The organism is Sorangium sp. So ce367, from assembly GCF_051520455.1.
Lineage (GTDB): Bacteria > Myxococcota_A > Polyangia > Polyangiales > Polyangiaceae > Sorangium > Sorangium cellulosum_B.
The window spans coordinates 8905953-8930838 of sequence record NZ_CP150334.1 but is presented as its reverse complement, the minus strand read 5'-3'; the positions used below and the strand labels follow the sequence as shown (position 1 = coordinate 8930838).

15 protein-coding genes and 1 pseudogene are annotated in these 24886 nt (G+C 67.0%); 7 read left to right on the top strand and 9 right to left on the bottom strand.

What is annotated here, in order from left to right:
- Positions 1-19: 19 nt before the first annotated feature.
- Positions 20-937, bottom strand: a complete 918-nt coding sequence (locus tag WME97_RS33925) for a LysR family transcriptional regulator (protein WP_437543721.1) — start codon at positions 935-937, stop codon at positions 20-22.
- 85 nt (positions 938-1022) lie between these two features.
- Here WME97_RS33925 and WME97_RS33920 point away from each other — a divergent pair, with 85 nt between their 5' ends.
- Together WME97_RS33920 and WME97_RS33915 are read left to right on the top strand one after the other, a co-directional pair.
- The gene (locus tag WME97_RS33920) at positions 1023-1985 is read left to right on the top strand and encodes an NAD(P)H-binding protein (RefSeq protein ID WP_437543719.1); all 963 of its coding nucleotides are present in this window, start codon (positions 1023-1025) and stop codon (positions 1983-1985) included.
- Between the two features lie 303 nt (positions 1986-2288).
- Positions 2289-3392 (top strand): DUF1566 domain-containing protein, encoded by a 1104-nt coding sequence (locus WME97_RS33915; RefSeq protein WP_437555542.1) that lies wholly within the window; start codon positions 2289-2291, stop codon positions 3390-3392.
- A 231-nt stretch (positions 3393-3623) separates the two neighbouring features.
- Here WME97_RS33915 and WME97_RS33910 read toward each other — a convergent pair.
- Together WME97_RS33910 and WME97_RS33905 are read right to left on the bottom strand one after the other, a co-directional pair.
- Positions 3624-3806: pseudogene (locus WME97_RS33910) on the bottom strand (Mu transposase domain-containing protein); the annotation flags it as partial.
- Between the two features lie 64 nt (positions 3807-3870).
- On the bottom strand, positions 3871-4479 hold the full coding sequence (locus WME97_RS33905; RefSeq protein ID WP_437543716.1) for a helix-turn-helix domain-containing protein: 609 nt from the start codon (positions 4477-4479) through the stop codon (positions 3871-3873).
- A gap of 1886 nt (positions 4480-6365) precedes the next feature.
- Between WME97_RS33905 and WME97_RS33900 the strand changes: the two genes are divergently transcribed.
- Positions 6366-6845: a hypothetical protein gene (locus WME97_RS33900; protein WP_437543714.1), complete on the top strand. Its 480-nt coding sequence runs from the start codon at positions 6366-6368 to the stop codon at positions 6843-6845.
- Positions 6846-7070: 225 nt separating this feature from the next.
- Here the strand turns inward: WME97_RS33900 and WME97_RS33895 are convergent, their stop codons facing one another.
- Positions 7071-8465, bottom strand: a complete 1395-nt coding sequence (locus WME97_RS33895) for an LLM class flavin-dependent oxidoreductase (protein ID WP_437555541.1) — start codon at positions 8463-8465, stop codon at positions 7071-7073.
- A gap of 544 nt (positions 8466-9009) precedes the next feature.
- Here WME97_RS33895 and WME97_RS33890 point away from each other — a divergent pair.
- Both WME97_RS33890 and argS read left to right on the top strand, forming a co-directional pair.
- Entirely contained in the window at positions 9010-11151 is a 2142-nt protein-coding gene (locus WME97_RS33890) for a choice-of-anchor Q domain-containing protein (RefSeq protein ID WP_437543712.1), read from the top strand.
- Positions 11152-11422: 271 nt separating this feature from the next.
- Positions 11423-13327 carry an arginine--tRNA ligase domain-containing protein gene (argS, locus tag WME97_RS33885; protein WP_437543710.1) on the top strand — a complete coding sequence of 635 codons (1905 nt, stop codon included), beginning with the start codon at positions 11423-11425 and terminating at the stop codon, positions 13325-13327.
- Between the two features lie 179 nt (positions 13328-13506).
- Here argS and WME97_RS33880 read toward each other — a convergent pair whose 3' ends face one another.
- The 4 genes from WME97_RS33880 to WME97_RS33865 form a co-directional block, all read right to left on the bottom strand.
- Positions 13507-15342 (bottom strand): glycoside hydrolase family 28 protein, encoded by a 1836-nt coding sequence (locus WME97_RS33880; protein ID WP_437543708.1) that lies wholly within the window; start codon positions 15340-15342, stop codon positions 13507-13509.
- A 362-nt stretch (positions 15343-15704) separates the two neighbouring features.
- Positions 15705-16517 carry a hypothetical protein gene (locus tag WME97_RS33875; protein ID WP_437543706.1) on the bottom strand — a complete coding sequence of 271 codons (813 nt, stop codon included), beginning with the start codon at positions 16515-16517 and terminating at the stop codon, positions 15705-15707.
- A 46-nt stretch (positions 16518-16563) separates the two neighbouring features.
- Positions 16564-17433, bottom strand: coding sequence for a hypothetical protein (locus WME97_RS33870; protein ID WP_437543704.1), 870 nt, complete (start codon positions 17431-17433; stop codon positions 16564-16566).
- Between the two features lie 85 nt (positions 17434-17518).
- Positions 17519-18790, bottom strand: a complete 1272-nt coding sequence (locus tag WME97_RS33865) for a hypothetical protein (protein ID WP_437543702.1) — start codon at positions 18788-18790, stop codon at positions 17519-17521.
- A gap of 898 nt (positions 18791-19688) precedes the next feature.
- Here WME97_RS33865 and WME97_RS33860 point away from each other — a divergent pair.
- Complete coding sequence (locus WME97_RS33860) at positions 19689-20507, top strand: hypothetical protein (protein ID WP_437543700.1); 819 nt, start codon at positions 19689-19691, stop codon at positions 20505-20507.
- Here WME97_RS33860 and WME97_RS33855 read toward each other — a convergent pair.
- The gene (locus WME97_RS33855) at positions 20477-21397 is read right to left on the bottom strand and encodes an alpha/beta hydrolase (protein WP_437543698.1); all 921 of its coding nucleotides are present in this window, start codon (positions 21395-21397) and stop codon (positions 20477-20479) included. The two genes, WME97_RS33860 and WME97_RS33855, sit on opposite strands and share 31 nt — an antisense overlap.
- Before the next feature lie 443 nt (positions 21398-21840).
- Here WME97_RS33855 and WME97_RS33850 point away from each other — a divergent pair, with 443 nt between their 5' ends.
- The gene (locus tag WME97_RS33850; RefSeq protein ID WP_437543696.1) at positions 21841-24879 is read left to right on the top strand and encodes a CARDB domain-containing protein; all 3039 of its coding nucleotides are present in this window, start codon (positions 21841-21843) and stop codon (positions 24877-24879) included.
- The last annotated feature ends 7 nt before the right edge of the window (positions 24880-24886 follow it).

Here is a 24886-nt window from a genome sequence, read left to right as displayed (position 1 = left end):
GTCCGAAGCCGCTCGCTCGTCACTCCGCGCTCCCGGGGAAGCCGCGGCCGAGCTCGCGCACCACCTCGCTCACCAGCTCGCGCAGCCAGCGGTGACGCGCGTCCTGGTTGAAGCGCCGGGCCCAGACCACGCACATGGGCAGCTCGGGCGTGCTCACGGGACAGGCCTGGCGGTGCAGACTGGGAGCGAGCACCCGCACGATGTCGTCGGGCAGCGTGGCGACCAGATCCAACTCACGCACGAGCGTGATGGCTGCCTGAAAGCTCGGCACCGTCACCGCCACGCGCCGGCGCTTGCCCATGGCGCGCAGCGCGTCGTCCACGTAGCCGCCCTCTTCGCCGCCTGGCGACACCAGCGCGTGCTCGGCCGCGAGGAACGCTTCGAGTGTGAGCTTCTTACGCTTGCGTGTGACCGTGACGAAGCGGCGCGTGTACTGCGCGCTCATCACCAGCTCGTCGAGCATGGGAATGCGAACCTGCCCCCGCAGGTCGGGCAGCACCGCCAGATCGACCACGCCGCGCACGGCCTCGTGCGCGCTCTCGAGCACCAGCGGACGCACGCGGATGTCGAGCCCGGGCGCCGCCGCGCGCATGCGTTCGAGCAAATGGCTCGCCAAGACGGCCTGCATGTCGTCGCCGAACGCGAACGTGACCACGCCCTGGGCCGTGCGCGGAACGAACGCGCTGGGTGGACCGAGCACGCGCTGGGCGCCCGCCAGGAGCGAACGCACCTCGGGCAAGATCTCGCTGGCCCGCTGGGTGCGCACGAGCTTTCTGCCCGTGCGCACGAGCAGCTCGTCGCCCGTGGCCTGGCGCAGCTTTTCGAGCGTGCGACTCATGGCGGGCTGGCCCACGCGCATGCGGCGAGCGGCCAGCGTGACGCTCTCGGTCTCGAGCAGGGCGAGCAGGGCGGGCAAGAGGTCGACGGGGGCATCCATGCTTTGTAAGCATACATGATAGGCCGACAATCGATTTTCGGCATGGTCGAGAGCAGGGCATGTTGAGGACCGAGGAGAGGTTCCCATGTCGAAGCGCAGCGAAACGGAAAGCCCCAAGCACATCGTGGTAGTCGGCGCTGGCCAGATCGGCGCGCCCCTGGTGGAGCAACTGGCCGCAGACGGCCACCGGGTCACGTGGTGCAGCCGCACGAAGCCCGCTTCCATGCCCATGGGCGTGGAGCACCGTTCGGTCGACGCTCGCGATGGCGAGGCGCTCGCGGAGATCGCGCGTGGTGCGCGCGCCATGATCGCCGCGGTCAATCCCGCCACCTACGACGCCGACGTCTGGGCCGAGACCTTGCCTCCGCTCCATCGTGGCCTGATCGAGGGTGCAAGCCGTGCCGGTGTGCGCCTGGTGCTGCTCGACGCGCTCTACCTGTACACCTTGCGCGAGGGCCCGCTCTCGCCCGACACGCGCCATGCGGCCGAGACCGAGAAAGGTAAGATCCGCATGCAGATAGCCGACATGTACACCGCAGCGCAGCGCGCGGGCATCTTGCGTGCGGTGATCTTCCGCGCCAGCGACTTCTGGGGGCCCGATCTCACGAGCGCCCTGCTCACGCGCGATGGCCTGCGCGGGCTCAAGAACGGGAAGCGCCCGATGCTGATCGGCGACCCCGACGCGCCGCACGCCTTCACGCATCGCGACGACGTGGTGAACGGCCTTATCAAGCTGGCGTTCGCGGGCGACGACGTGGAGGGCAGGGTGTTTCATGCGCCGGTCATCCACGTGAGCCAGCGCGAGCTCGTGCAAGCGGTGGCCCATGCCATGCGCGTGGCGGTGCGCCCGATCGTGGCCAGACGCTGGCTCTTGCGCGTGGCAGGCCTGTTCTCCAGGTCGGCGGGTGGCATCGTGGAGATGCTGCCACAATGGGAACAACCTTACCTCGTGGACGACTCGAGTTACACCGGACGCTTCGGCACGCGGGCGATCACGCTCCAGGAGGGCGTTGCACAGCTGGCCAAGCTCACCCCGGCCCTGAGCTGACCCACGCGATCCCAGCCGAGGTGGCTGGACTCAGCGAACCGAGAAGAGCTCGAAGTCAGCCCACGCTCCCCCTGTGATCTTCAGCTCTCTGTGCTTCAGCGGATGGTTGTCTGGCCACGAGTGGAAGGCCTGCCTGATCGCAGAAGGCCCGTCCTGTCGATGAGCTCGTACAGTCGGACTGCACGAGTCAGGAACGGCTCCGGGAGTCTTGACTTTGCGGAACGCGTTTGCTCTTGCTATCCGCCAGAGAAATCGGCGTCGATTTCTACTTGGATGCGCCTTCCAATGGTTCAATCTACCTTGATGCGATCCGTTGATGAGAAGAAGAGAAGGCGAGGGCAGGGGCGGTTAATTTCCGCCCCTTTCCTTTTCTTGGGGTTCACTATCCTGGGCTGTGACAACTCGTTGGAGGCGAGTTCACCGAAAACCTGCAGGGAGAGTTGCAGTACCGATCAGGATCCGACCTCACCCGAGAGCCCTGACGGCACCGAGAGCGACAGCACCGAGAGCGACGGCACCGAGAGCGACGGCACCGAGAGCGACGGCACCGAGAACTGCTCCTCCTCCGATCCTGCTCTCTTCCAGATGGCGCGGTGGCCGATGCCCGGTTCGACCGGGGAAGACCACTCCGTTCAATATCGGGTGGACGAGGAGGTCACCCACGACGAGATCACCGGACTCGACTGGCAGCGGCAACCAGCGCCGGTTTCACTCACAGATGAGCATGCTGCGGAATACTGCGCTGAGCTCATCCTGGGCGGGCACTGTGATTGGCGACTGCCCACCCGTATTGAAGGGGTCAGTTTGCTCGATCTACAGAGAAAGCCTCCTTCCTTCGACCCAGGGGCCTTTTCGGATATAGACGGCGAATTTGTACTTTGGTCGGGAAACCCTGAGCGGCTCTTTCGCCTTGGCAGTGATGGCGGCCTTCGTGTGCGATCGCCCACCAGCGCGGGCCCGGACAGGGTGCGGTGCGTTCGCGGGGGAGGGGTCCCCGACAGCGACGGCAGTCGCTACGAGCTCACACCTGACTTGGCGAGGGACTTGGGCACCGGCCTCACTTGGACGCGAGCAACGAGCAAGCAAACTTACGCGGATGCCGCTTCGATGTGTGCAGGGTTGCAATTGGATGGGGGTGGTTTTCGAGTTCCCAGTTTGAAGGAGCTGCATGCTCTCATCTTCGACTCAAAGCCAAATGGTCCATGGATCGACCAAAGCGCCTTTCCCAGCTTTCCAGCAGCGGTGTCCGGGCATATCATTTTCTGGACCTCATCGCTCGAGGCCACCGACCCGAATTCGGCTTGGATGCTCGACTTTGCCACCGGTACCGCCGAGGCGACCGCGGTCACGGCAAATTTTACCCTGGAGAGCACGCTGCACGTCCTCTGCGTCCGCTCGCGGCCGTAGCGCATAACGCAGGCGGCGACCCCGTGGTTGGGGCAAGCCGACCCTGGTTCGCCTGTGGAAGGTAGATGAAACGACGGACCCGCTCGCGCGTGAGCTAAAACTCCGTCTCAGGGCAACAGGCAGCTGTGACGCTGCATGGAAAGTCATTGCGTGAAGTCCCGTACGCGTTCTGCGGACCACATCCTGTCTTCGAGCCTCTGCGCCGCTTAGAAACCGGCGCCGGAGGTGCCGATGGACGAGAGCACACGCACCTATCCTGACCGACGCGCGGTCGGCGCGGACGCGCACCGTGCTGCCAACGTAGCGCGTGGGCACGCTGTAGAGCGACCGCAGGACCTGCACATGATGGTCGGGGTGCACCTTCGCGTCAGTCCAGTGCGGCACGTCGAACGGCGCTGCCGGCGCCGGCTTCATGGTGCCCTTCTCGCGTGACTCGAACACCTCGCGTGTCGTGCCGTGGACTCGCGCTCCAGCGACGTCACGGCACCACCGCACAGCAGACGCGCGCGCCTCGTCGAGGCTCGAGAACGACTCGCCGTCGAACCAGCTCTCGCGCACGTACGCGATCTGGTTCTCGACACGCGCCTTGTCCTTGGGCGACCTGACGCGCGCAGGATCCACGAACAGCCCGCGTGTCTGCGTGTAGTCGAGGAACGCCGGCACGAGCACGGGGGGCGAGCTCGTCGGCGCGCAGCACGACGGCCTTCATGTTGTCCGGGAGGATCACGCGCGCCATCGCGCCGAAGAACCACCACGCGGCATCCAGGCCCGCCCACACCGCCAGCTTCAACGGTCGAGGCTGCGCGAGCCAGGCCTCGATGCGTGCGCGATGCGCGCCGATCTCTTTCCACTCCTCGCTCGCGTCGAGCACCGGGCGCGCCTGCACGCGCTGGGCGATCGTGTGGATCTCCTCGTCCGTCGGCTCGCGATCGCGCGGCAGTGGCAACATCGCTGCGGCCTCGAAGTACCTGCCGACCGTCTTGCGATCGACGCCCGTCTCGCGCGCCACGTGACGCGCGCTCTGCCCCGCCGCACGACGGCGGAGCATTTCCTTGATGTCAACCATGATCAGCTCTCGGTAGGGCATCGGTCTCCTTCCGACGGCGACCCGCGCCGTCCTCGGAAGGAGCCCGTCTCAGATCCCGACCGCGTCGTCCCGAGCTGGCCCCATGAGGCTGCAAAAAACCTCGGAAGCTGGCCCTCCCGAGCTCGTCGGCGGGCATGCCCATGTGCGCCCGGGACGGTCGAACGGCCTTCCGTCGACTAGCCAGAGATTCTCAACTTTTCTTTGACGCCCGAACCGCACCCAGAAAAAATGTTCGCGCCCCCCACACGGCGCCTGTCGGGGCTCGGCCAGGGGACATCCACCATGTCGGTGCGCTCACACGGCAATGTCTGCCTGCTCTGCGTATGTGCGCTCGTCCTTGTTCCGGCGTCGGCGCAGGCACTCGAATTCAGCGGTGGTGTGAGCGTGGGCCGGATCCAGGTCGGGACCGAACCCAAGCTGGCCGTGAGCCCCTTCGCCGGCTGGCTCTGGCGAAGAGAGAGGGACTTCCGGGTCGAAGTTCACAACATGCTCAGCGTCATTCCGGGGACACGCGTAGGGGTCTATGATCGAGCAGCGGTTACCGTTGGGTACGTCACAAGAACGGGCAACGTCAGCCTTGGCCATCCCTGTCGCTCTACTCGATGCCTGTATGCGGTGCCGTGATCTGTGACCGCGTGATGGGGCTTGCTCCAGGCGGGCGCGCACAGTCCGACTGGTACTTCGCTGGGCGTCTGGGGGCATCTACGAGCCTCAACGTGGACTGGGCTGGCGGGAGCAGTCGTGTTCTTCCTGGCAGCGTGGTCGTGATGGTAGCTGCTGGGCCTATCTGGAGATTCGGGGGAGATTCTAAATGAACAAGCTGTTGGCTGTTCTATGCTTCGGTCTAGCTGGGTGCAACTTTGATGTCGGTGATTGCTACCTCAGGAGTGAGGGAGAAAGCGGCGCCGGCGGCATCATCATCACCGCAACAGGGGTCGGCGGTTACGGGTTCGGCCCGACAGGGTCGGGAGGCTTCGGGCCTGTATTGGAGCCGCAGGGCATCGAACCACCTCCTCCAGAGTGCAACATCGCGACCCAGAGCCCATGCAACGAGAAGTGCCAGGCGGACTACGATGCGGCTTCTGTTGCGTGTGGCAAATCTGAGAGCGAAGCCCAGCGAAGTGCATGCAGTGATAGCGCTTACGCGAATTATCGCAGCTGTAGGGAAAGCTGTCAGCGTGCGGAGAACAAGGATTGCGACGATAAGTACCAGGATTGTGTCGATAATGGGCCGACGTCGTGCCGAAGGAAGAGCGCCGGCAAGACGGTGTGTCAGCGTTGCTGGGAACGGTGTAACGCCGGAGATTCTCCATCGGATGTATGCCGCGGCTGCAAATTCTGAGGTTCCGAAGATGATTCATATTGCTACATCTGCGGAAATTGGGAAAGCGGTCCGGCGCGGGCTTCGCGTCCCTGTGGCGTTCGTGCCCGATAACTTGCTGGTAGGGCCATGCGCCTCGGATCCCGAGGTCCACTGTCAGCGGCGCTATGATTTCTGGGGATTTCGTGGGCGGGAAGGAACGCGATTTCGTGCATCGTTTCGTGAGATGCTCGGGGCGGTCCAGTCGCGCAAGCGGGTAGTCGCTTGGACGTCGCGGTTGTGGAGCGACGCGGTGGCGCTGTGGGGTCTCTGCGCGTGGAGACTTCACCAACGGCCCGAGCAACCGGATATAGAGATCGTCATCCTGGGCGACGCGACGGAGGCTGGGTTTGGGTGTGGAAGCATCCGCGTGACGCCGGCCGACGCGCGCCGATGTCAGGACGACGCGCGCGCTCTCTCTCTGACGCGCGTCCAGCAGATGGCGCGCTGTTGGCGAAAGGTGTCCGGTCGATCTCCTGTTCTGTCGGCCGAGGGGGGGCGCGCCGGTCGATGGGGTAAGGACCTCGTGGAGCTGAGCGCCTATCAGGCGGGATTCTTTCCTCGGATGGACGGGCGCGCGCTGGCTCTATCTCGGTTCGATGAGCTGCTCTTCTCGTGTCTCGACAAACAGTGGTCGACGCCCGTGAACGTGTTTGTTCGACGTTCATCGGCTGGAGACGAGTTGCGTAAGTGGTTGACCCACACCGGCGACGTCTTCCTTGCCATGCGGCTGCGCCAGTGGGCCGGGCACCATGGGGACAAGGCCGCCCTGGAGAGCGAACCCTATCAGCCTGAAAACTTCATGAAAGAGGCCCGCTACAGATTGTCGGACGCCGGCGACGAAATCCAGCGAGCTGGTCTTGCAGAAATTGGCCAAGGAGCACCGCTGCCGGTTTGGGGTGTCACGGCGTACGATCCGCTGGCTCCTTGGGTGGCGGTGGACGACGACACAGATCACCAGCGCGTGCAGCTACTGGACGAGCGCGCTACGCAAGGCGTGGAGTGATGCGCTGAGGCGTACGTCGGCCCGGCGCTGGGTGAGCGGCCTGGAACGTCGGTCGGCTCACCGAGCGCGGTGCGGAAGCGGGCGATGTTGCTCGGCTCGGTGATCATGGGCACGAGCTTCATCCTGCCCTTGCAGGCCGGGCACTCGAGGGCAAGGTGGACGGAGCCATCGGCTTCGTTTGTGCATCTGCGGCTACGGAGGCCTCGGTTTGCCCGTCTCGGGTCTTCAAGGTGACTGTAGCGCGTGACATCGTTCTCCTCGTGCGCGACGGTCGGGGAGCTGACGGGTTATCGAACGGGCGCCCCGGCAGCGCTCAGCGCTCAGCGCGGGGGTCGGGAAGAATCGGTTGGGGGGCCGCGCGAGCCCCAGGTTCTCGCGCAGCGTTCGCCCTTCGTACTCACGCCGGAACAGGCCCCGGCGCTGGAGCTCGGGGACGACGCGATCGACGAAGTCGTCGAGGCCGCCCGGCAAGTAGGGGAACATGATGTTGAAGCCGTCGCAGCCGTTCTGGACCAGCCACTCTTCCATCTGGTCCGCGATGGTCCCGGGCGTTCCGACGAACGCGAGCCCCCCGAAGCCGCCGAGGCGCTGCGCGAGCTGCCGCACCGTCAGCCCTTCTCGACGCGCCAGCTCGATCGCGCGTTCGCGCCCGCTCTGGCCGGCGTTCGTGGGCGGGATCTCGGGGAGCGGCGCGTCCGGATCGAACCGCGATGCGTCGCAGCCGAGCGCGATCGAGAGCGAGGCGACGCTGCTGTCGAAGTGCACGAGGCTGTCGAGCCGCGCGCGCTTCTCCTGCGCCTCCTGGACGGTATTCCCGACGACGACCAGCGCGCCCGGCAAGATCTTGAGTGTGTCGGGGTGCCGGCCCAGGCGCTCCAGCCTGCCCTTGACGTCGGCGTAGAAGCGGCGCGCGCCTTCCAGCGTGGATTGGGCCGCGAACACGACCTCTGCGGTCTCGGCCGCGAGCTGCCGGCCTGCTTCCGAGGCGCCCGCCTGCACGATCACCGGCCAGCCCTGGACCGGGCGCGCGATGTTCAAGGGACCGCGCACGGAGTAGTGCTTGCCCCGGTGATCCAGGACATGCAGCCGCGCCGCGTCGAAGTAGATCCCGGCCTCGACGTCGCGCACGAACGCATCGTCGGCGAAGCTGTCCCAGAGCCCGGTGACCACGTCGAAGAACTCGCGCGCGCGCCGGTAGCGCTCGTCGTGCTCGACGTGCTCGGTGAGCCCGAAGTTCAGGGCTGCGTCCGGGTTCGCCGTGGTGACGATGTTCCAGCCGGCGCGCCCGCCGCTCAGGTGATCGAGGGACGCAAAGCGCCGGGCCACGTGGAACGGCTGATCGAACGTTGTCGACGCGGTTGCCACCAGGCCGATGTGCTCGGTGGCGCCGGCGAGCGCGGAGAGCAGCGTGAACGGCTCGAACGACGTGACCGTATGGCTGCGCACGAGGGCGTTGAGCGGCATGTTCAACACGGCCAGGTGATCGGCCATGAAGAACGCGTCGAAGCGAGCCTGCTCCAGGCGTTGCGCGAAGCGCTTGAGGTGCGCGAAGTTGAAGTTCGCGTCCGGGTAGGCCCCTGGGTAGCGCCTGGCGCCGGTGTGAATGCTGACCGGGCGCATGAACGCGCCCAGCTTCAGGGTGCGTGCGACCACCGTTGAACCCCGAGCCGCGCGAGCGGCCACTCCGAGCATTTCGCCGTCATGTAACATGTCTATTATAACGGATTGTCAGTCGCTATAGCGGATGGGGACCCGACCCAGGTTGGGTGAGCGGCGACCCGGCGCCCTGACCCAGGTTGCGGTCGGCGACCCGACCCAGGTTGCCGGCGGGCGACCCGACCCAGGTTGGATTGCACGCAGCCAGAAATATCTGACAGGGTGGAAATCCACTGTCGCCATCATTGTTCGCTCGTGGTGAAACTACCCTCGCCCCGACGCCTCGCGAACCGACGGCTGTCCGAACGGTGCGCAACCGTACGATCGCTGCGCAAGATCGCGTGATCGCTCCAGCCATCGAATCGCGCCATCGAGGTGATCGCCTCGTCGTTCCCCCACGATGAGCGTCATGGCCGTCTGCTTGCAATGTCCTCGCGTCCAAGCACCTGGTGCACGCGTCGTGTACGCGGCTCCAGCGTCATGAGCCAAACAACGAGGACCACGACCCATGAACCGATCGCGCAAGAACCGGATGACTCCCACGATGCATCGGTACGCTCCGCCCGGCGCCCTGCTGCTCGCCGTCGGCCTCTTTCCCGCGTGCGCGACGCAAGGCGGACCCGATGAGTCCGACCCCGACACGCTCGGCGCCGGGCTCGCCTCGAGCGCGACGATGACCTGCTCGAAGCTGACCGTCCTCAAGGGGTCCACCGGAGGCCAGGGCGCTCAGGCCCTGGCGACGAAAGATCTGAGCGGCACGGCCGATACGTGGAGCAAATATGTCGAGTTCAACCCCGGCAGCCAGGCTCAGTGCGAGTACGCATTGCCGGCCGGCGCCTCGGACGCCGACGTCTCGGCGCTCAGCCTGTCGGTGAACTACCGAGGACCCGCGAAGGCCGATATGCTCTGGACCTTCGACGCCTGGGACTACAGCACCAGCACCTGGGTCAAGATCGGCGACAACGCGTTCGCTTCGTCCTGGGCCTGGAGCGCCGCCACCCTCGCGCTCCCGTCCCCGCACGCTCGGTTCGTGTCGGGCGGCAAGCTCAAGATCCGCTATGGAACCACGAGCACCGCCGACGCGTCCGACATCGACCTGCTGGTCCTCAACGCCACCCTCACCAGCGGGCCGCCGCCCGAGTGCGTCCCCGAGACCGACGCGCAGCTCTGCTCGCGGCTCGCCAGGAGCTGCGGCCCGCTCTCCGCCAATGACAGCTGCGGCGACCCCCGCACCGTGGCGAGCTGTGGAACGTGCTCTGGCGCCCAGACGTGCGGCGGTGGCGGGTCGCCTTCCGTGTGCGGCGACGCCGGCTCCACCTCCGACCCCGACCTCACCCCCAGCCCGGTGGCCGGGGCGTGCGGCGATCGCTCGAGCGGCAGGACCATCACCGTCGCGCCATCGGGCGGCGACCACAGGACGATCCAGGCCGGCCTCAACGCGGCGGCCGCGGGCGACACCGTCGTCGTCAAGGCGGGCACCTACAACGAGAAGGTCTCCTTCACGAGGAGCGGCACCGCCGCAGCCGGCTGCATCACCCTCAAGGGCGAGGCCGGCGCGATCCTCGACGGGACCGGCAAGAGCGGCGTCGGTATCGACATCTCCAGCAAGAACTACATCAAGGTCACCGGCATGACGGTGCAGAACTTCAAGGGCAGCGGCGACACGCCGATGGGCATCAGCGTGAGCGGCAGCTCGAGCTTCCTCGAGATCCGCAACAACCTCGTGCACCACATCGAGAGCTCCCAGGACGCCCACGGCATCGCCTTCTACGGGACGTCCGCGACGCCGATGACCGATCTCCTCATCGACGGAAACGAGATCCGGGACTGCAAGCTCGGATCGAGCGAGGCGATGGTCCTCAACGGCAACGTCACCAAGTTCGTCGTCTCGCGCAACACGGTCCACGACAACGACAACATCGGCATCGACTTCATCGGCTTCGAGGGCACCGGCCCCTCGGGCTCGGACCAGGCGAGAGACGGCGTGTGCGTGGACAACATCGTCTACAACATCTCCTCGGCCGGAAACCCCGCGTACGACGGCGAGCGGTCGGCTGACGGCATCTACGTCGACGGCGGCAAGGACATCGTCATCGAGCGAAACAAGGTGGACTCGAGCGACATCGGCATCGAGATCGCCAGCGAGCACGCGGGCAAGACCACCAGCAACATCACCGTGCGGAACAACTTCGTGTCGCGGAGCTACCAGGGCAACATCATGATCGGCGGCTACGACACGAGCAGGGGCAACGCGGCGGACATCGCGGTGCTGAACAACACGCTCTACCAGGGCGCCGGCGGCGAGATCATCCTCCAGAACAACGCGAACGGCGTGCTCATCCAGAACAACATCCTCCGCGCCACGTCGGGGAACGACTACGTGAGCAGCGGCAGCAACAACAGGAACGTGACCGTCGACAACAACATCTTCTTCGGCGCGAGCCGCAGCTCGGCGGGCGCCTTCTCCGACCCGCACGCGAGGTTCGTCGACCCGCTCCTCGCCGGGCCCCCGTCGGACCTCCACCTGGCGAGCGGCTCGCCCGCCGTCGACGCTGGCATCGATCTGGGCAGCCGGAGCGGCGCCACCGACATCGACGGCGGCGCGCGCACGAGCGGCGCGCGCATCGACATCGGCGCCGACGAGCGCTGAAGCCGCGCCGACTCCGCGAGGCGCGGGGTCACGCAGGCCGACTCTCGCTTGCGGACGCGAGGTCCGGAACCGCTACGGCGGAAACGAATCGCCGCTTTCGGCGCCGTGTGGTAGATCGAGCCCGAGTGTTGGCCCGATGAACGAGCTCGCGAGACAAAATGAGGTTCGCCGCCGCGAAGTAAGCGCGTTCGTTGCCGAGCGGCGAGCGGCTCGGGCGGCGGCGACACCCCCGGCGTTCGACGAGTATCCGCTGCCGAAGCTGAAGCGCGCCGTGGCGGCCGCGTTGAGCGAGCGGCTGGGAAAGTCGCTGCAGCCCCAGTTCGAGACCATCGATCGCGCCAAGTTCGGCGGCGACCTGGCGCTGAAGTTTCCGGAGCTCCTGAGTGACGGCGGACCCAAGGTCTTCATCCAGAAGCACCTGCCGTGGATCGTCGAGGTGCTGCAGGGGCCCGCGTTCGCTGCGACGTTCAGCAACGTGCAGACGAAGGGGATGTACATCAACGTCACCCTCGCGGATCGCTGGTTCGTGGACTCGGCGCAGGTCGTCGCCGAGCTCGGCGACCGCTTCGCCACGAGCGACGCGCAGCGCGATCGCACGCTGGTCATCGACTACTCGTCGCCGAACGTCGCCAAGCAGCTGCACGCTGGACACATCCGCTCGACCATCATCGGTCACGTGCTGAGCAACCTGCACGAGGCCTGCGGCGCGCAGGTCTATCGCCTCAATCACGTCAACGACTTCGGTGGCTTCGGCTTCATGCTCGAGGGCTATCGGCGCTTCGCCGAGCACTTCCCGAAAGCGATGCGGGAAAATGCGATCCTGCTCGAGATCTACAAGATCCGCCGCGTGCTCGAGCGCGTGACCGCGGACGAGGCAGAGCTCGGTCGGCTCGACGCGTCGAGCCAGGAGGTCTTGCGCCAGTATTTCCCGGGCGCACGCGACGTCGCCGCGCTGCGGGCGGCCTACGCCGAGTACGTCGCGGCTTCCGATACGCGCTTCCGTGCGCTCGAGGCGGGCGACGCGGGTGAAGTCGAGCTCTGGAGCCAGATGGTGGCCTGGAGCCTGCGCGACTTCGATCGCTTCTACGACTCCCTGCGCATTCACCTCGATCTCTTGCTCGGAGAGAGCTTCTACGTTCAGGCCGGCAATCAGCTCGTGGATGAGTCGATTCAGCGCGGCACGGCGCTGGTGTACGGGCCCGCCGAGGCCTCGCGCGACACGGCCGAGGTCGAAGCCGCGCTGGCTCGCGGTGACATCGCCGAGGCCGAGTGCGAGGCGCAAAAGCAAGCCATTCAAAAGGATCTGGGCGCTGTCGTGGTCCCGCTCACCCAAGGACAGCGCTACGTCGTTCGTCGCGCTGACGGCCAGAGCATTTACGCGACCCGCGATCTCGGCGCGATCCGTCTGCGCTGTGAGTTGTTCGAGCCGACGGACATGAGCTACGTCGTCGGACAGGAGCAGCGCGTTCACTTTTCTCGGCTCTTCGAGGCCGCGCGCGTGCTCAGCCTCGCCAGCGCCGAGCGGCCGCGCTTCCGTCACATCCACTTCGGCTTCTACGTCGATGCGCGCACGGGCCGCAAGCTGTCGAGCCGCGACACCGTGGCAAACGTGATGCAGTTGCTCGACGCCGCGGTCGCGCACTTCCGGGCAAAGTCCGAGGATCGCGGTATGACGGCGCAGGAGCTGGAGCTGACGGCGCAGCAGCTCGCCGTCGGTTCGCTGGTCTTCAACGATCTGAAACAAGACGTGACCGGCTCCGTCGACATCGACTCGCAAGAGATCGAGGCGACCATCGCCGGCTTCGAGCGCTCGGGCGGCGCCTACGTCGTGTACTCGGCCTGTCGCGCGCGCAGCATCCTGCGCAAAGCGGCCGTGGAGCTACGACCGATCCCCAGCGACGCCAGCGTGCAGCTCGAGCCCCAGGAATACTCGCTGCTGCTACAGATCCAGCAGATCCCCGAGCGCGTGAAGGCGGCCGCCGACAAGCAGGATCCGACCCTGCTGGTCCGGCACCTGCTCGACCTCGCCAACGCTTACAACTCGTATTATGCCCGCGTGCCGGTGATCTCGAACGGCGTGGCCGATCCGCTGCGCATGCTCTTCACCAAGGCGGTCGAGCAGTCGCTGACGAACGCGCTGCGGATCTGCCATATCGAGTGCCCCGACAAGATCTGACGGGTTCGCTTCGTTACTCGGGCGGCGCGGTCGGCTTCGTAGTCATGGGCGGGGTCGACGGCGCGGTCACCGGCGCGGCCGGCTTCTGTGCCCTCGGCGCGGCGCTCTGCCTTCGGAGTTTCAACGTGATCGGCGCTTCAGGAAAGCCAACTCCGGAAAAGTCGGCCTTCGGCGTTCTTTCACTTGAACGTGATGTTGGACACGTACTGGTTCACGTTCCAGCCGTTTCGACTCGTGACCTTGTTGCCCTGGATGGTGAAATTGTCGAAGTGAATCCCATTGAAGTTCACGGTGCTCGACTTGCCGTGAATGTAGATCTCCTTGTTCACGGCAGAGGCAACATTGTTGATGAACACTTCCTTGACCGTGGCCCGGTTGGGAGCGTTGCGCCAGGTCGCCGTTGCATCTTCCTCGAAGTCGATGATCCTGCCGTCGACCGTTTCAACCCTGACGTCCTGCCAGGTGATGTTCTGGATGACAGCGGTGTCGTCCGCGTTGATCCCGAGGGCCCGGCCGGCCTTGACGACATCGATGTCTTTGAAGGTGATATCCTCGATCACCTGACCGTAGGTCTTGGTTCCGATCTTCGTCGCCGCTGAGTTGCTGTAGGCGACCACCTTCTCATAGGTGATGGCCTTGGTGTCCAGCTTGCCCTCTTGCTCGCGCTTCGGCGACATGCTGTCGTCACCGCTGTAGATGAAGGCATTGTAGAGCTTGCCGTTCGTGGAGCAGTCGAAGTCCACTCCGTCCGTCTGGTTGTAGGCTGTCGTGGTGGGACGGCGATTGATCACCTTGAAGTTCTGGATGGTCACCTTGTCGCTGTCGAAGATCAGCGTGTTCCAGAAGACTGGATCGCGTACGACGATGCCGTCGACCAGCACGTCCGTGCTGTCGTCGATCCGGAGGGTGTTGATCTTGAAAGAGGGTGTATCGTTGTTGGTGCCACGGATCCTCGAACCATTGCCGTCGATCACTCCCCGGCCGAGGATCTTCGTGTTGCTCACCTTGTTCATGTGAACCACGCCGTGGGAAGTGTTCTCGACGGCCGGCGCGCCCGTGCCATTGTAGTCGCCCGTGCTGGTCGACCCGTCCAGGATGGCGCCGGCCGCCAGATACAATGTCATGTTGCTCTTCAGCCACACTTCCCCGGTCTTGTAGCGTCCGGGAGGTACGTACAGGATGTTCTGCGCGGATCCGGAGGCGGCGTCGATGGCGGCCTGCACCTTGGAGGTGACGAGCGCAGCGCCCGTGTTGTCGACGTTGTAGTCTGCGAGGTTCTTCACGTCGGCATCGCCCAGTTTCGGCGGATCGACCTCCTGATCGTCGATGAGGACGAACAGCAGTTCCTTGGAGGCGATCTGCAGAATCAAGTAGTTGGGCCCGCTGTCGAAGGTGAGCGTGTCGCCGTTCTTGGTCGCCGACAGCATTCGGCTCTTCGGGCTCAAGGTGTAGGAGTTGAAGCCGCCGTTCACCGTGACGGCGACGGTCGCCTTGCAGCCGCTCGCCACGCCGAAGTGGGCGTAGTGCACCTGCATCTCCTGGCCAAACTTGGTCATCTTTTCGACGAATTGCGCCGCCCCGTTGGCCGTCACCGTATAGAGCGGGCTCTCGGGGGCGCCGGGAAGGGTAGGGTAGGTCATCACCGCCCCGTCGGAATCGCAATCGATGGGCGCGGCCCCGCCGGTGCCTTCACCCGCCTCACCGCCCGAACCCGAGGTAGCCCCACCCTCCGCGGCACTGCCGCCCGCGTTGCTTGCACTGCCGCTTCCGCCTGCGCCATTGCCGCCGACCTCACCGCCGCCGGTGCCCGCTCCTCCGCCGGATGTGACGCCGCCGGATGTGACGCCGCCGGATGTGACGCCGCCGGATGTGACGCCGCCCGAACCTGGAGGAATGACCGTGCCGCCGCTGCTCGTTTCGCCTCCGCCGTCATCGCCGGTTCCGGCGCAGCCTGCTCCGAAAGCCAACGAGACACCCACTGCGAGGCCCATCACCCGAATGTTAGAAAGGTTCATCTTTGCTCCTCCAAACCGCAGCGGCCACCCTGGTGCTCGCGCGTCAATGTTGCAGTGACGCAAGCGGATAGGACAAGCAAACGCGTTTCGCAAAGTCAACGTTCACATGGCCGTTCCCGACTCGTGCAGTCCGACTGTATGAATTCATTGGCAGGACGGGCCTTATGCGATGAGGCAAGTCTTCCACGCACGAAGCGCCTGGGATCAGCGCGACGTAGCACCAGGCGGAAGGCATCCTACCGTATAGCTGTACCCTACTGAGCTCGTCCAAACGGCCGCCGTCGCGGTTCGCGGCGCGAGCGGGTTCGCTTGTCGACACGTGGAGTCGACACATCCCCAAGGAGCGGCGGCGGGGCCGCGGGTCAGCGCCCGACGACGAGGTAACTGAGCCTGTACGCCTTCGTGGCAACGAGCGGCGCGTCGGACGACCAGGCCAGCGTGAACCCGGAGGTCGTCGCCTCGCTCACCTTGACCCGCGCGGCGCTCGGCCACGGCGACGTGCCGTCCGCGAGGCTCGCCAGGACGATGGGCGCGACGCCGTGAGGCGCCGGGAAGGGCACGGAGACCGTGCCCGACGCGCCGGCGCCCGCGGAGCCGGCCGTCAGCAGGATCGTGCCGGCCAGCTCTGACGACCCCACCTCGAGCTGCGCGGCCGCGCCCGGGTCGCCGAGCCCGGTGCTCCCGCCGAGCGGCACCGCGGCCGAGCTCGCCGGAGGCGCCGTCTTCAACCTCGTGAAGATCACGTCCCGATGGAACAGGCTGCCTGCGCCGTCGTCCAGGCCCCCGCTGTCCTCGGTGGGGAGGTAGTCGGCGTCGACGTCCGAGAGCTGCGGCGCGAAGAGCAGGACGTCGCCCTGCACGCAGGGGATGCCGCCTGGAATCAAGTGGATGATATAGACGTTCGGCGGCTGGACGCCGTTCACGACGAGCTTGTATTGCTTCCATTCGTCGTCGAGCTGGAACGTGTGGAACCCGCCCTCGAAGCTGCGCCCGTCGGCTCGCTCGATCCCGGCCGCGAGGCGGGCCCCGGAGCCCGCCTTGGCCCAGAACGTCATGACGAGCCGCTCCTGGCTGGGCGTGAACCCCTGGCACATGAGATCATCGGCCGACATCCAGACGCGCGAGATCTTCCACGCGCGCTGGGTCCCGTACGGGTCGAGGTGCCCGGGCTCCACGACGACGCCCTGGCGCTGCCATGGCGACAGATCCAGCCGCTCGGAGTTACGCAGGTAGTTCCGCAGCCGGCGCGACTCGCGTGGACGAGAACCTGTTCTCCGCGACCCAGAGGAACCCGCCGACCGAATTGCTCTTGGCCGGCGCGATCACGAGATCCGGCCGTGTGGACACGGTGGACGGCGACTTCGTGAACTTGTTGCCGACGACACGGACGTTGGGCCCCATGACCTCGACCTGGGGCTGGTGCTCTGCGCCCGGCGCGGAGGCGTCCTGCTCGTCGCGCGAGACGAACTCGTTCGCCTCGATGAGCCCGTCTGCGTTGTCGTCCGTGAAGACGGAGCCCCGGTTGTTCGAGAAGTGATTCTGCCGGATCTTGAAGATCTGCTTGGACCTCCCGATCATGATCGCGGTGGCAAGGAAATCCCGTATCCTGTTGTGCTCGATCCGGATGAGCCCCTCGTTGAACCCGACGTGCTCGCCCGGGGAGGCCTTGGGGAGCAGGGAGTCGAGCACTGAGGCTTTCAGGCCGTTGCCCAGGAGCTCGACGAACTCGACGCTGAACTGGAGCTTGCCCCGATCGTACGGCCACGTATCGAGGAACTTGAAGATCACGCCGCTGGAGAGCATCTCCATGCGCGTGAGGTCGCGGCCGGCCCCCTCCAGGACGAAGTTGCGCCCGATCTTGAAGACCGCGGTCGGCCCCACGACGCCGCTATCGTACTTGTACGCCGCCGCGCCCAGGATCAGCTTGACCGGCTTGTTGATCAGGAGGGTCTCATGGATGAACTGATCCCCCGTGAGCCCCGTCGCGTCGAGCACGCCACCTCCGGGGCTCGGGAGCTCATCGATGGCGTTCTTGATCTTCTCCCCCGCGTCGGTGCCTGGCATCGCGGCGACATCAATCACTGCTTGCATAGGTATCCTCCTTTCGTGTGCGCTCGAGACGAGCGCGCCGGCTCCGAGCTCCCGCGGAGGGCGCGCCCGGAGCGCACGTTCCCCGTTATCGCCCGATGACCACGTAGCTGATCTTGTAGGTGGAGGCCGTCGTATCGCTGGGAGTCAGGACCGCTCCGTTGTCCCACTTCAGCGTGAACCCGTTCGCGCTGGCGTCGCTCAGGACCTTGACCTGCGCCGCGGCCGACCACACCGACGTGCTGTCGACGAGGCTCGCGAGCACGACCGGGGCGCGGCCCGTGTAGAGCGGCTTGCTGGAGGTCCTGTAGGGCGCCGAGAACGCCACGTGGATCTGTCCGTTCGATCCAGGCGCCGTGAGATCCCCTCCTGCCCCGCCCGCCTTGAGCTGGATCACCCCCGCCATGTCGGTGGAGCCATCTTCCAGGGTGGCCTCTCGCGCCTCGTCCGAGCCGAGCCCGGTCTCGCCGCTCAGCGAGGGCCCGGTCCCGGGCGCGCTCGACGTGGTCTTCATGCGCGTCAGGATGACGGCCTTGTGGAAGCGGTTGCCGGCGTCGGCGTCCTCCAGCGCGTGCGGGACCGTCTTCGACGGGTCCGGGCTCACGGTCGTCGTCGGCAGATAGTCGCAGTCGACCTCGGCTACCTGCGGCGCGAACAGGTACACATCACCTGGCACAACCCAGGTCCCCGCCGGGTAAACGACGAGCCTGTACAGGTGGGTCTTGTCGATGCCCCTCACGACGAACTTGTACTGTTTCCACGTGCTGGTGAGGCTGAACGTGTGCAGCCCCCCGGCGAACGCGGGCACGTTGAGGTCCCGGATGCCCACGTCGACGATGGCCGGCGCGCCGACCATCGTCCCGGCCTTGGCCCAGAATTTCACCAACATCTGCGATCCCAGCGTCCATCCGGACGGGAGGACGATTTCCTGCTGGATGCGCTCGGAGCCCACGGCGCCCGACCGGACGAGCCGAAATGCTCGGCTCGTGCCGTACGGATCCGGTTGGATCGCCGTCGCCGTGACGCCGACCGCGGTCCACGGGGTCGCCGAGAGATCCTCGCTGCTCCTCAGGTAGTTCTGGAGCATCAAGGTCTCGCCGTCGCGCGGGACCTCGCTCCAGGGCTCGAGGGCGCTGCCCACGGGGACCTGCACGGAGGAGAACTGCTTGCCTCCCCCGGAGAACTCCCTGGTGCTGATGGTCCACGGAGGGACGATGGTGTTGTCCTTGAACGTGGACAGCCCGAGAGGATACGCGGGCGATGGCGGCTGCCCGCTGTCGTCGATCACCGTGCTGAAGCCGTAGAGGGTGTTCTCGCTGATGTGCCACCCCTCGATCGGGTTGTTGAGCCTGATCGCCACGCTCTCGAGCGAGGTCAGGTACGCCTTGGCCTCGTCGGCGAAGTAGATCGGGCCGGCGTCGACGAGGCCCGGCTGGTCATAGGTGATCGTGTAGCCGGTGTTGCTCGTGACCTCGAATATCCCGTTGAAGGACGTCGCCGGGTCGGTGGAGATCGAGACCTTCGCTTTCGGCGGGGGATCGCCATGCTCGCTCTCCTCTCGCCCGCTTGCGCGGCGCAGATGCGCCCGAGCTCATCCGCGCCGCACAAGAATTCATCAACAGGTCGCGTCGCGTTGCAATCGACGTTCTTGCTGGACGTAATGGCTAGCATGGCACTTGGGCCGGCACGGCGACGCAATGCTGCTATGGTACATGTTATACGCTCCTAACGGCGTTATTCGGCCATTACGCACCTGGTGGCCGGTCGATGGCCGGATCGTTCGGATGATGATGGCGTCGCCCGCACGACTCGCCTCGATAGACCGGCGCCCGGCGAGCCGCAGCCGCGCTCGAGAGCGCTCCTGCGATGGTCAGTGCAGAGGTGGGGTGATATGCCGCGTCAACAGGGATGGACGGAGGGGTAGAAGTCCACGGTGTCCCCCGCGCGTCCAGGAAGCTGATGACGGGGTAGTTTCCGCGGTCGCAGCACGCGACAACGGTCCGCGTGGTTCCGAAAACGAGCCCGAGGCGCAAGGCGGGTTTCCTCCGGCCCGCATGCCGCCACACCCGGCCGCCCCCGGTGCTACTCCGCTGCGCCCGGCGGCCCGGCGGCCACAGGGGCCAGGCCGAGGGGCATGTTGTGCCACGACACACCATGGCACAGGCCGGCGGTAGTTGTTGCTCATGGCTGAAATACGGCGCCATCCGCGGCGAGGGAGGGAGCTCTCGCGCGGCACAACGGTTGCCACGTTGCAGGTCATGTCAATTCAACACGACCTTCTTCTGGGCATGCTCTCGCTCTCTCTCCTCGCCGGCTGCACCGCTTCCGAGGTCATCGACGGCGGCGCGGGCGGTGGCGGCGGCACCGCCGAGTGCTCGATTCCCGCGATGGACCGGATCACGTGGTCGCTGACCGCCGCGGATGGCACCACCTTCTCTTCCGAGGATCCGGCCGGCGAGGCGGGCGACCCTCCGACGCAGCGCTCGATCGAGGGGCGGATCGTCTCCTCCGCACCGGGCGAGATCGCCATCGACTCATGCTCTCCCGACGCGGATTGCGACCCGGCGCACACCACGCTGACGCTCGCCGCAAGTGGGTTGCCCGACGTGCTCGTCCCGGAGGGCGCCTTCGTGCGGTTCGACTTCCAGGCCCAGCGCGAGCGGAGCGGCTACGGCGACTACGACGACTACACCGCGATGCACCTTACCGTCGAGAATCTCTCCGAATGGCGCGGCCTCTCGAACCCGGTGGCCACGGACGACCGCGTGTGGCTGGCGGCGCACGAGCGCTTCGTCACCGGCGGGCCCAACGCGCTCACCGCCGCGTTCGACCCCTTCACCGTGGAGCGCCTTGACGTCTGCTTCTCGACCGAGGCCGGCAACCCGGTCTATGCCCTGCGGTTCTCGATGGCGGACGCGAGCCCGTCCTCCGTGACATTGAACGCCGGCGAGGAAGCCTCCATCCACATCACCGGCGCGCACGCGGGGGATTACACGTTCCGCAATCTCCGCTCGTTCGAGTACGCGGAGCCGGGCCACGAGTTCGCCTACTGGCTTGCGTTCTCCGAGGCCCCGTGAGCCGGCGTCGCTCGCGAGGCGCCCGCGTCCGCGAGGCCGTCGGCGGCCCGCCCGATCCGCTCCAAGATCTCGCCCACTTCCTCGTCGGAGGTGTCGTGCTCGACCCCGACGTACTCGCGCAGCTCCGCGGTGTACCCGGCGCGCCGCAGCTCGGCGATCGAGTCGCGCGCGCCTCGGGTCGGCACCGCCAGGTCGGAGGCGCCGTGGAAGGCCATGACCGGCGGAAGCGTCGCCGGGCGCGGCTCCGAGCTCAGCGCCGCCGACGGGTAGAGCGACGGCGGGAGCAGACCGCTGATGGGGAAGGCGGCCGCCAGCGCCTCGGGGTGGGTGACCGCCAGGGCGAAGGTCATGATGCCGCCCTGCGAGAAGCCGGTGACGAGGGGATTGCCGACGGTGGGGCGGGCGGCTACCAGGGCGGCGAGCGCGGCGGCGATCCGATCGGCTTCCCGCGTGACCAGGGGGGCGGCGACGTCGTCGCCGACGGAGTCGTACCAGAGGTACATCCCGCCGCTCGGGTGGCCGTACGGGAGGATGAGCCGGGCGCGGCGGCGGTAGCGCCGGAGCAGCTGCAGGAAGTCCGCGGGGTCCCCGCCCATGGGGTGCAGCGCGACGATCATGGGCACCCGCTCGTCGGGTCGCGCCCCGCCCGTCATGTGCTCGAGGTAGCGCACGCCCGCGATCTCGCCCCGTGTGGTGCTCCCCGGCGCTCCCGCCGGCGGCGGAGGCGCGACCGGCCCCGCTGACGGCGTCTCCGACGACGGACGCGCGGCCGAAGGCCCCGCTGGGGGCGCCGGCGCCGCCTCGCGGCTGCACCCAGGCCCCGCCAGGAGGACCACGCCGATGGAGAGGAGCAGGCGCAAGCGAAGGGGATCGGCCGACGGGTGGCGCATCGGTGCAACAGTACTCCTATCGCGGGAGTGTCGACGGCCATCACGATCCGCGGCTTCCGGACGCGATCTCGCCGCAGGCTGACGAGACCGCGCCCGGGCTCCGGGTCGTCACCGCCGCGCCCGTCGGAGCGGGCTGGCCATGAAGTCAGCAAGACTTGCTGACGAGGCAAGACTTGCTGTCTCCCCGGAGCGCCTTGCGCAAGGCTTGCTGTGTCACCGTCGACCTGCGACCGGAGCGAGCGCAGGGCGAGGGCGTAGGAGCGCTGTCGAGCGGGGCGTTCAGCCCGGTGGCACAGCGTCTGCTCAGGCGCACTGGCCAGCGTTGCCGCAGCGCCGCGGCCCCGCCGTCCGGCAAGGGCGGCGGCGCCCCCGCGGTGGCTGCGCTCAGCGACGAACGCAGAGACAGGAGGCATCCCTTGAGACTCATTCCCCCTCTCGCCCTTGTGAGCATCACCTTGGCGGCCGTGGCCGCGTCTGGCTGCGTCGCCCCGGAGGACGACGAGCCGCTCGCGTCGGTGGCGCAGCCGGCCGTCGATGCGGGCGAGCGCCAGCATTCCCCGGTGTACGTCAAGAACTGGCCCACGACCGACGGACGTACCCAGTGGTCGAACGTCGTCATCGTCAACCCGAGCGCGCAGCCAGTCTCGGTGACGCTCATGGTCCACCCGACCGGCGGAGGCGCGCTCCTCGGCGTCGTCTCGAAGACGATCGCCGGCTTCGCGACGTACAACGCGTACGGCGACCCCGCCTGGAACGGCATCGCCGAGAGCGACCCGGCGAATCACCGCTCGCTCGGGTGGATCGAGCTACAGTCCAGCGCGCCCGTCGTCGCTTCGCACCGGATCACCATCCGCGACGGGAGCACGTACGACGCGCCCGCGCGCCTCTTCGAGGACGAGCCGTTCATCAAGAGCCCGTCGACCCGTCTGCTGTCGAGCTACTTCCTGAAGAACTGGCCCGCGTCGGGCAACAAGACCCAGTGGTCCAACATCCACGTCGTCAACCCAGGACCCGTGGCCGCCCACATCACGGTCAAGGTCCACAGGAACGACGGGAGCGGCGTGCTCGCGACGCTCTCGCGCACCGTGCCGGGCACGGGGGCGTGGGGCTCGTACGGCGACGCCGGCTGGCTCGCGATCCCGAACACCGACGCCGCGAACACCGGAGCGTACGGGTGGGTCGAGGTGACGTCTGACCAGCCCGTCGTCGCGAGCAACCGGATCTCCCTGCGAACGGGCACCACGTACGACGCGCCCCTGTTCCTCCTCGACGACCTGGCGTTCACGCCCTCGACGTCGACCGACCTTGCCGGGAGCTTCTTCCTGAGGAACGTCCCCGCGACAGGGACGCTGACCCAGTGGTCGAGCCTCGTCGTCAACAACCCGAGCCCGACGCCGACGGACGTCGTGGTCACCGTGCACCGGACCGACGGCGGGCCCGATCTCGCGTCGTTCACGAGGACGATCCCGGCGATGGGGGCGTGGAACGCCTACGGCGATCCGGGCTGGAACGGCGTTCCGGACAGCACGCCGGGCCGCTCCATCGGCTGGGTGGAGATCCACGCGAGCAGCCCTGTGTTCGGGACCAACAGGGTCATCCTCCGCGACGGGAGCGCGCCGAGCGCGCCCGTCGCGCTGCTCGACGAGGAGCCGCTCGTCCAGGCGACGGAGAACAGCCTCTTCAGCTCGCTCTACCTCAAGAACTGGCCCGCCAGCGCCGGCGTGACCCAGTGGAGCTCGGCCGTCGTCAACAACCCGAGCGCCTACCCGGTGACGATCACGGTCCGGATCCGGAGGGTCGATGGGTCCTGCTCCCTGGCGTCGTTCACGAGGACGATCCCCGCGAAGGGGTGGTGGAACGCGTGGAATGACCCGGGCTGGACCGGCGCGACGGAGACGGACGCGCTGAACCATCGCTCGATCGGGTGGGTCGAGATCAACGCGTCGGCGCCCGTCCTCGGGCTGGACCGCGTCGTCCTCCGGCAAGGCACCACGGCGGACGCGCCGGTGGTGCTGCTCGACGGGACGCCGCTCGCCGCCGGGGCGCGCGCCACGCAGGACCTCATCGCCGGCTGGATCAGCCGCGCGCCGGCGCTCGACTACGTCTGGGGCAGCGCGAACCCCGCGGTCGAGGGGTGGCCCACGGCGGGGTCGTCCGTGACCTGGAGGGCCCACGTCCGCAACCGGTCGAGCGCGGCGGCGACCGCCGTCCCGTACCGCTGGTCGATCAACGGCGCGGTCGCCGCGACAGGCACGGTGAACGTGCCGGCCAACGGCGCGGCCACCGTGGATCTCCCCTGGACCTGGACGTCCTCGCGGCGCGAGATCGCGTTCTCGATCGACCCCGACGACACGGTGAGCGAGACGCACGAGCTCAACAACCGGATCGCCGTCGACTCCGACGCGATCAGCGTCGGGCTCTGGGTGGAGCAGAGCGTCCACGACTACTTCGACGACCACCAGCGCGAGCTCGGGGCCGGCTCGAACTCGTGGGAGGACTGGGCCCAGCGCCAGGTGCGGATGTGGAACGAGATGTTCGCCGCGTCGATCTACCCCGAGGCGCCGAGCGGTGTGCTGGACCGGATCCGGCTCGACAAGGTCGTCGTCGTCCCCGACGACGCCCTGCCGCTCGCGGGAGGGTACCCGACCAACCACCCGAACATGAACGACCGGACGGTCGACCTGCAATGGGGGTTCCAGAACGACGCATCGATCGGGACGTTCTACGGGGACCACGCGACGCGGAGCTCGAGCAACCCGTTCTACTACGAGGCGTCGCTGCTCCACGAGCTCGGCCACGCGCGTTACCTCGTCGACGTCTACGGGTTCAACGTCCACGTCTCGGCGGGTAACCGGATAGACATCCTCGAGAACGGCGCCCCCATCGTGGGCACACCGTACATGCCGTACGTGAACAGCTGGCGCGATGCGGTCCGATACACGCCGTACACCGGGCTGATGAACGGCAATGGGCCGACGGTCGACCGCCACAGCGCGGTGGCGCTGAACCTGATCCGCGGTCACCGCGCCACGCTCGGCAACTACAATGCACCGGGGAACCTCGGCGCCTACCTGAACGACCTGCCGGCGCAGAACGAGCTCACGGTGAGGGACGCGAGCGGCGCCGCGCTGCCGGGCGCGAGCGTCAGGATCTACCGCGCCGGGCCCGGGGAGGGGTGGTACGCGAAGGTCTACGACAACACGGCGGACATGAGCTTGACCGCCGACGCGGCGGGCAAGGTGCTGCTCGGCAGGTGCCCGTTCTCCGCGACCGGGGGCATCACCCACACGAACAACCACTCGAACGGGGTCGCCATCGTCCGCGTGCAGTCGGGCGACCGGGTGGGATACGGGTTCATCGAGGCGACGGACTTCAACCTCGAGTACTGGCGCGGGCGCACGGCGCTCGGCCGGCACGAGCTCCGCGTCGCGCTGCGGAAGCAGGGCAGCGCCGTCCGCTCAGTCGACGAACACGCTCCGTGACGCGCTC

Bases quoted from the DNA above. Each gene is read 5' to 3' on its own strand.
- WME97_RS33925 (WP_437543721.1), bottom strand. From the start codon at position 937: ATGGATGCCCCCGTCGACCTCTTGCCCGCCCTGCTCGCCCTGCTCGAG.
- WME97_RS33920 (WP_437543719.1), top strand. From the start codon at position 1,023: ATGTCGAAGCGCAGCGAAACGGAAAGCCCCAAGCACATCGTGGTAGTC.
- WME97_RS33915 (WP_437555542.1), top strand. From the start codon at position 2,289: ATGCGATCCGTTGATGAGAAGAAGAGAAGGCGAGGGCAGGGGCGGTTA.
- WME97_RS33905 (WP_437543716.1), bottom strand. From the start codon at position 4,479: ATGCCCTACCGAGAGCTGATCATGGTTGACATCAAGGAAATGCTCCGC.
- WME97_RS33895 (WP_437555541.1), bottom strand. From the start codon at position 8,465: ATGCGCCCGGTCAGCATTCACACCGGCGCCAGGCGCTACCCAGGGGCC.
- WME97_RS33890 (WP_437543712.1), top strand. From the start codon at position 9,010: ATGAACCGATCGCGCAAGAACCGGATGACTCCCACGATGCATCGGTAC.
- WME97_RS33880 (WP_437543708.1), bottom strand. From the start codon at position 15,342: ATGAACCTTTCTAACATTCGGGTGATGGGCCTCGCAGTGGGTGTCTCG.
- WME97_RS33870 (WP_437543704.1), bottom strand. From the start codon at position 17,433: ATGCAAGCAGTGATTGATGTCGCCGCGATGCCAGGCACCGACGCGGGG.
- WME97_RS33860 (WP_437543700.1), top strand. From the start codon at position 19,689: ATGTCAATTCAACACGACCTTCTTCTGGGCATGCTCTCGCTCTCTCTC.
- WME97_RS33855 (WP_437543698.1), bottom strand. From the start codon at position 21,397: ATGCGCCACCCGTCGGCCGATCCCCTTCGCTTGCGCCTGCTCCTCTCC.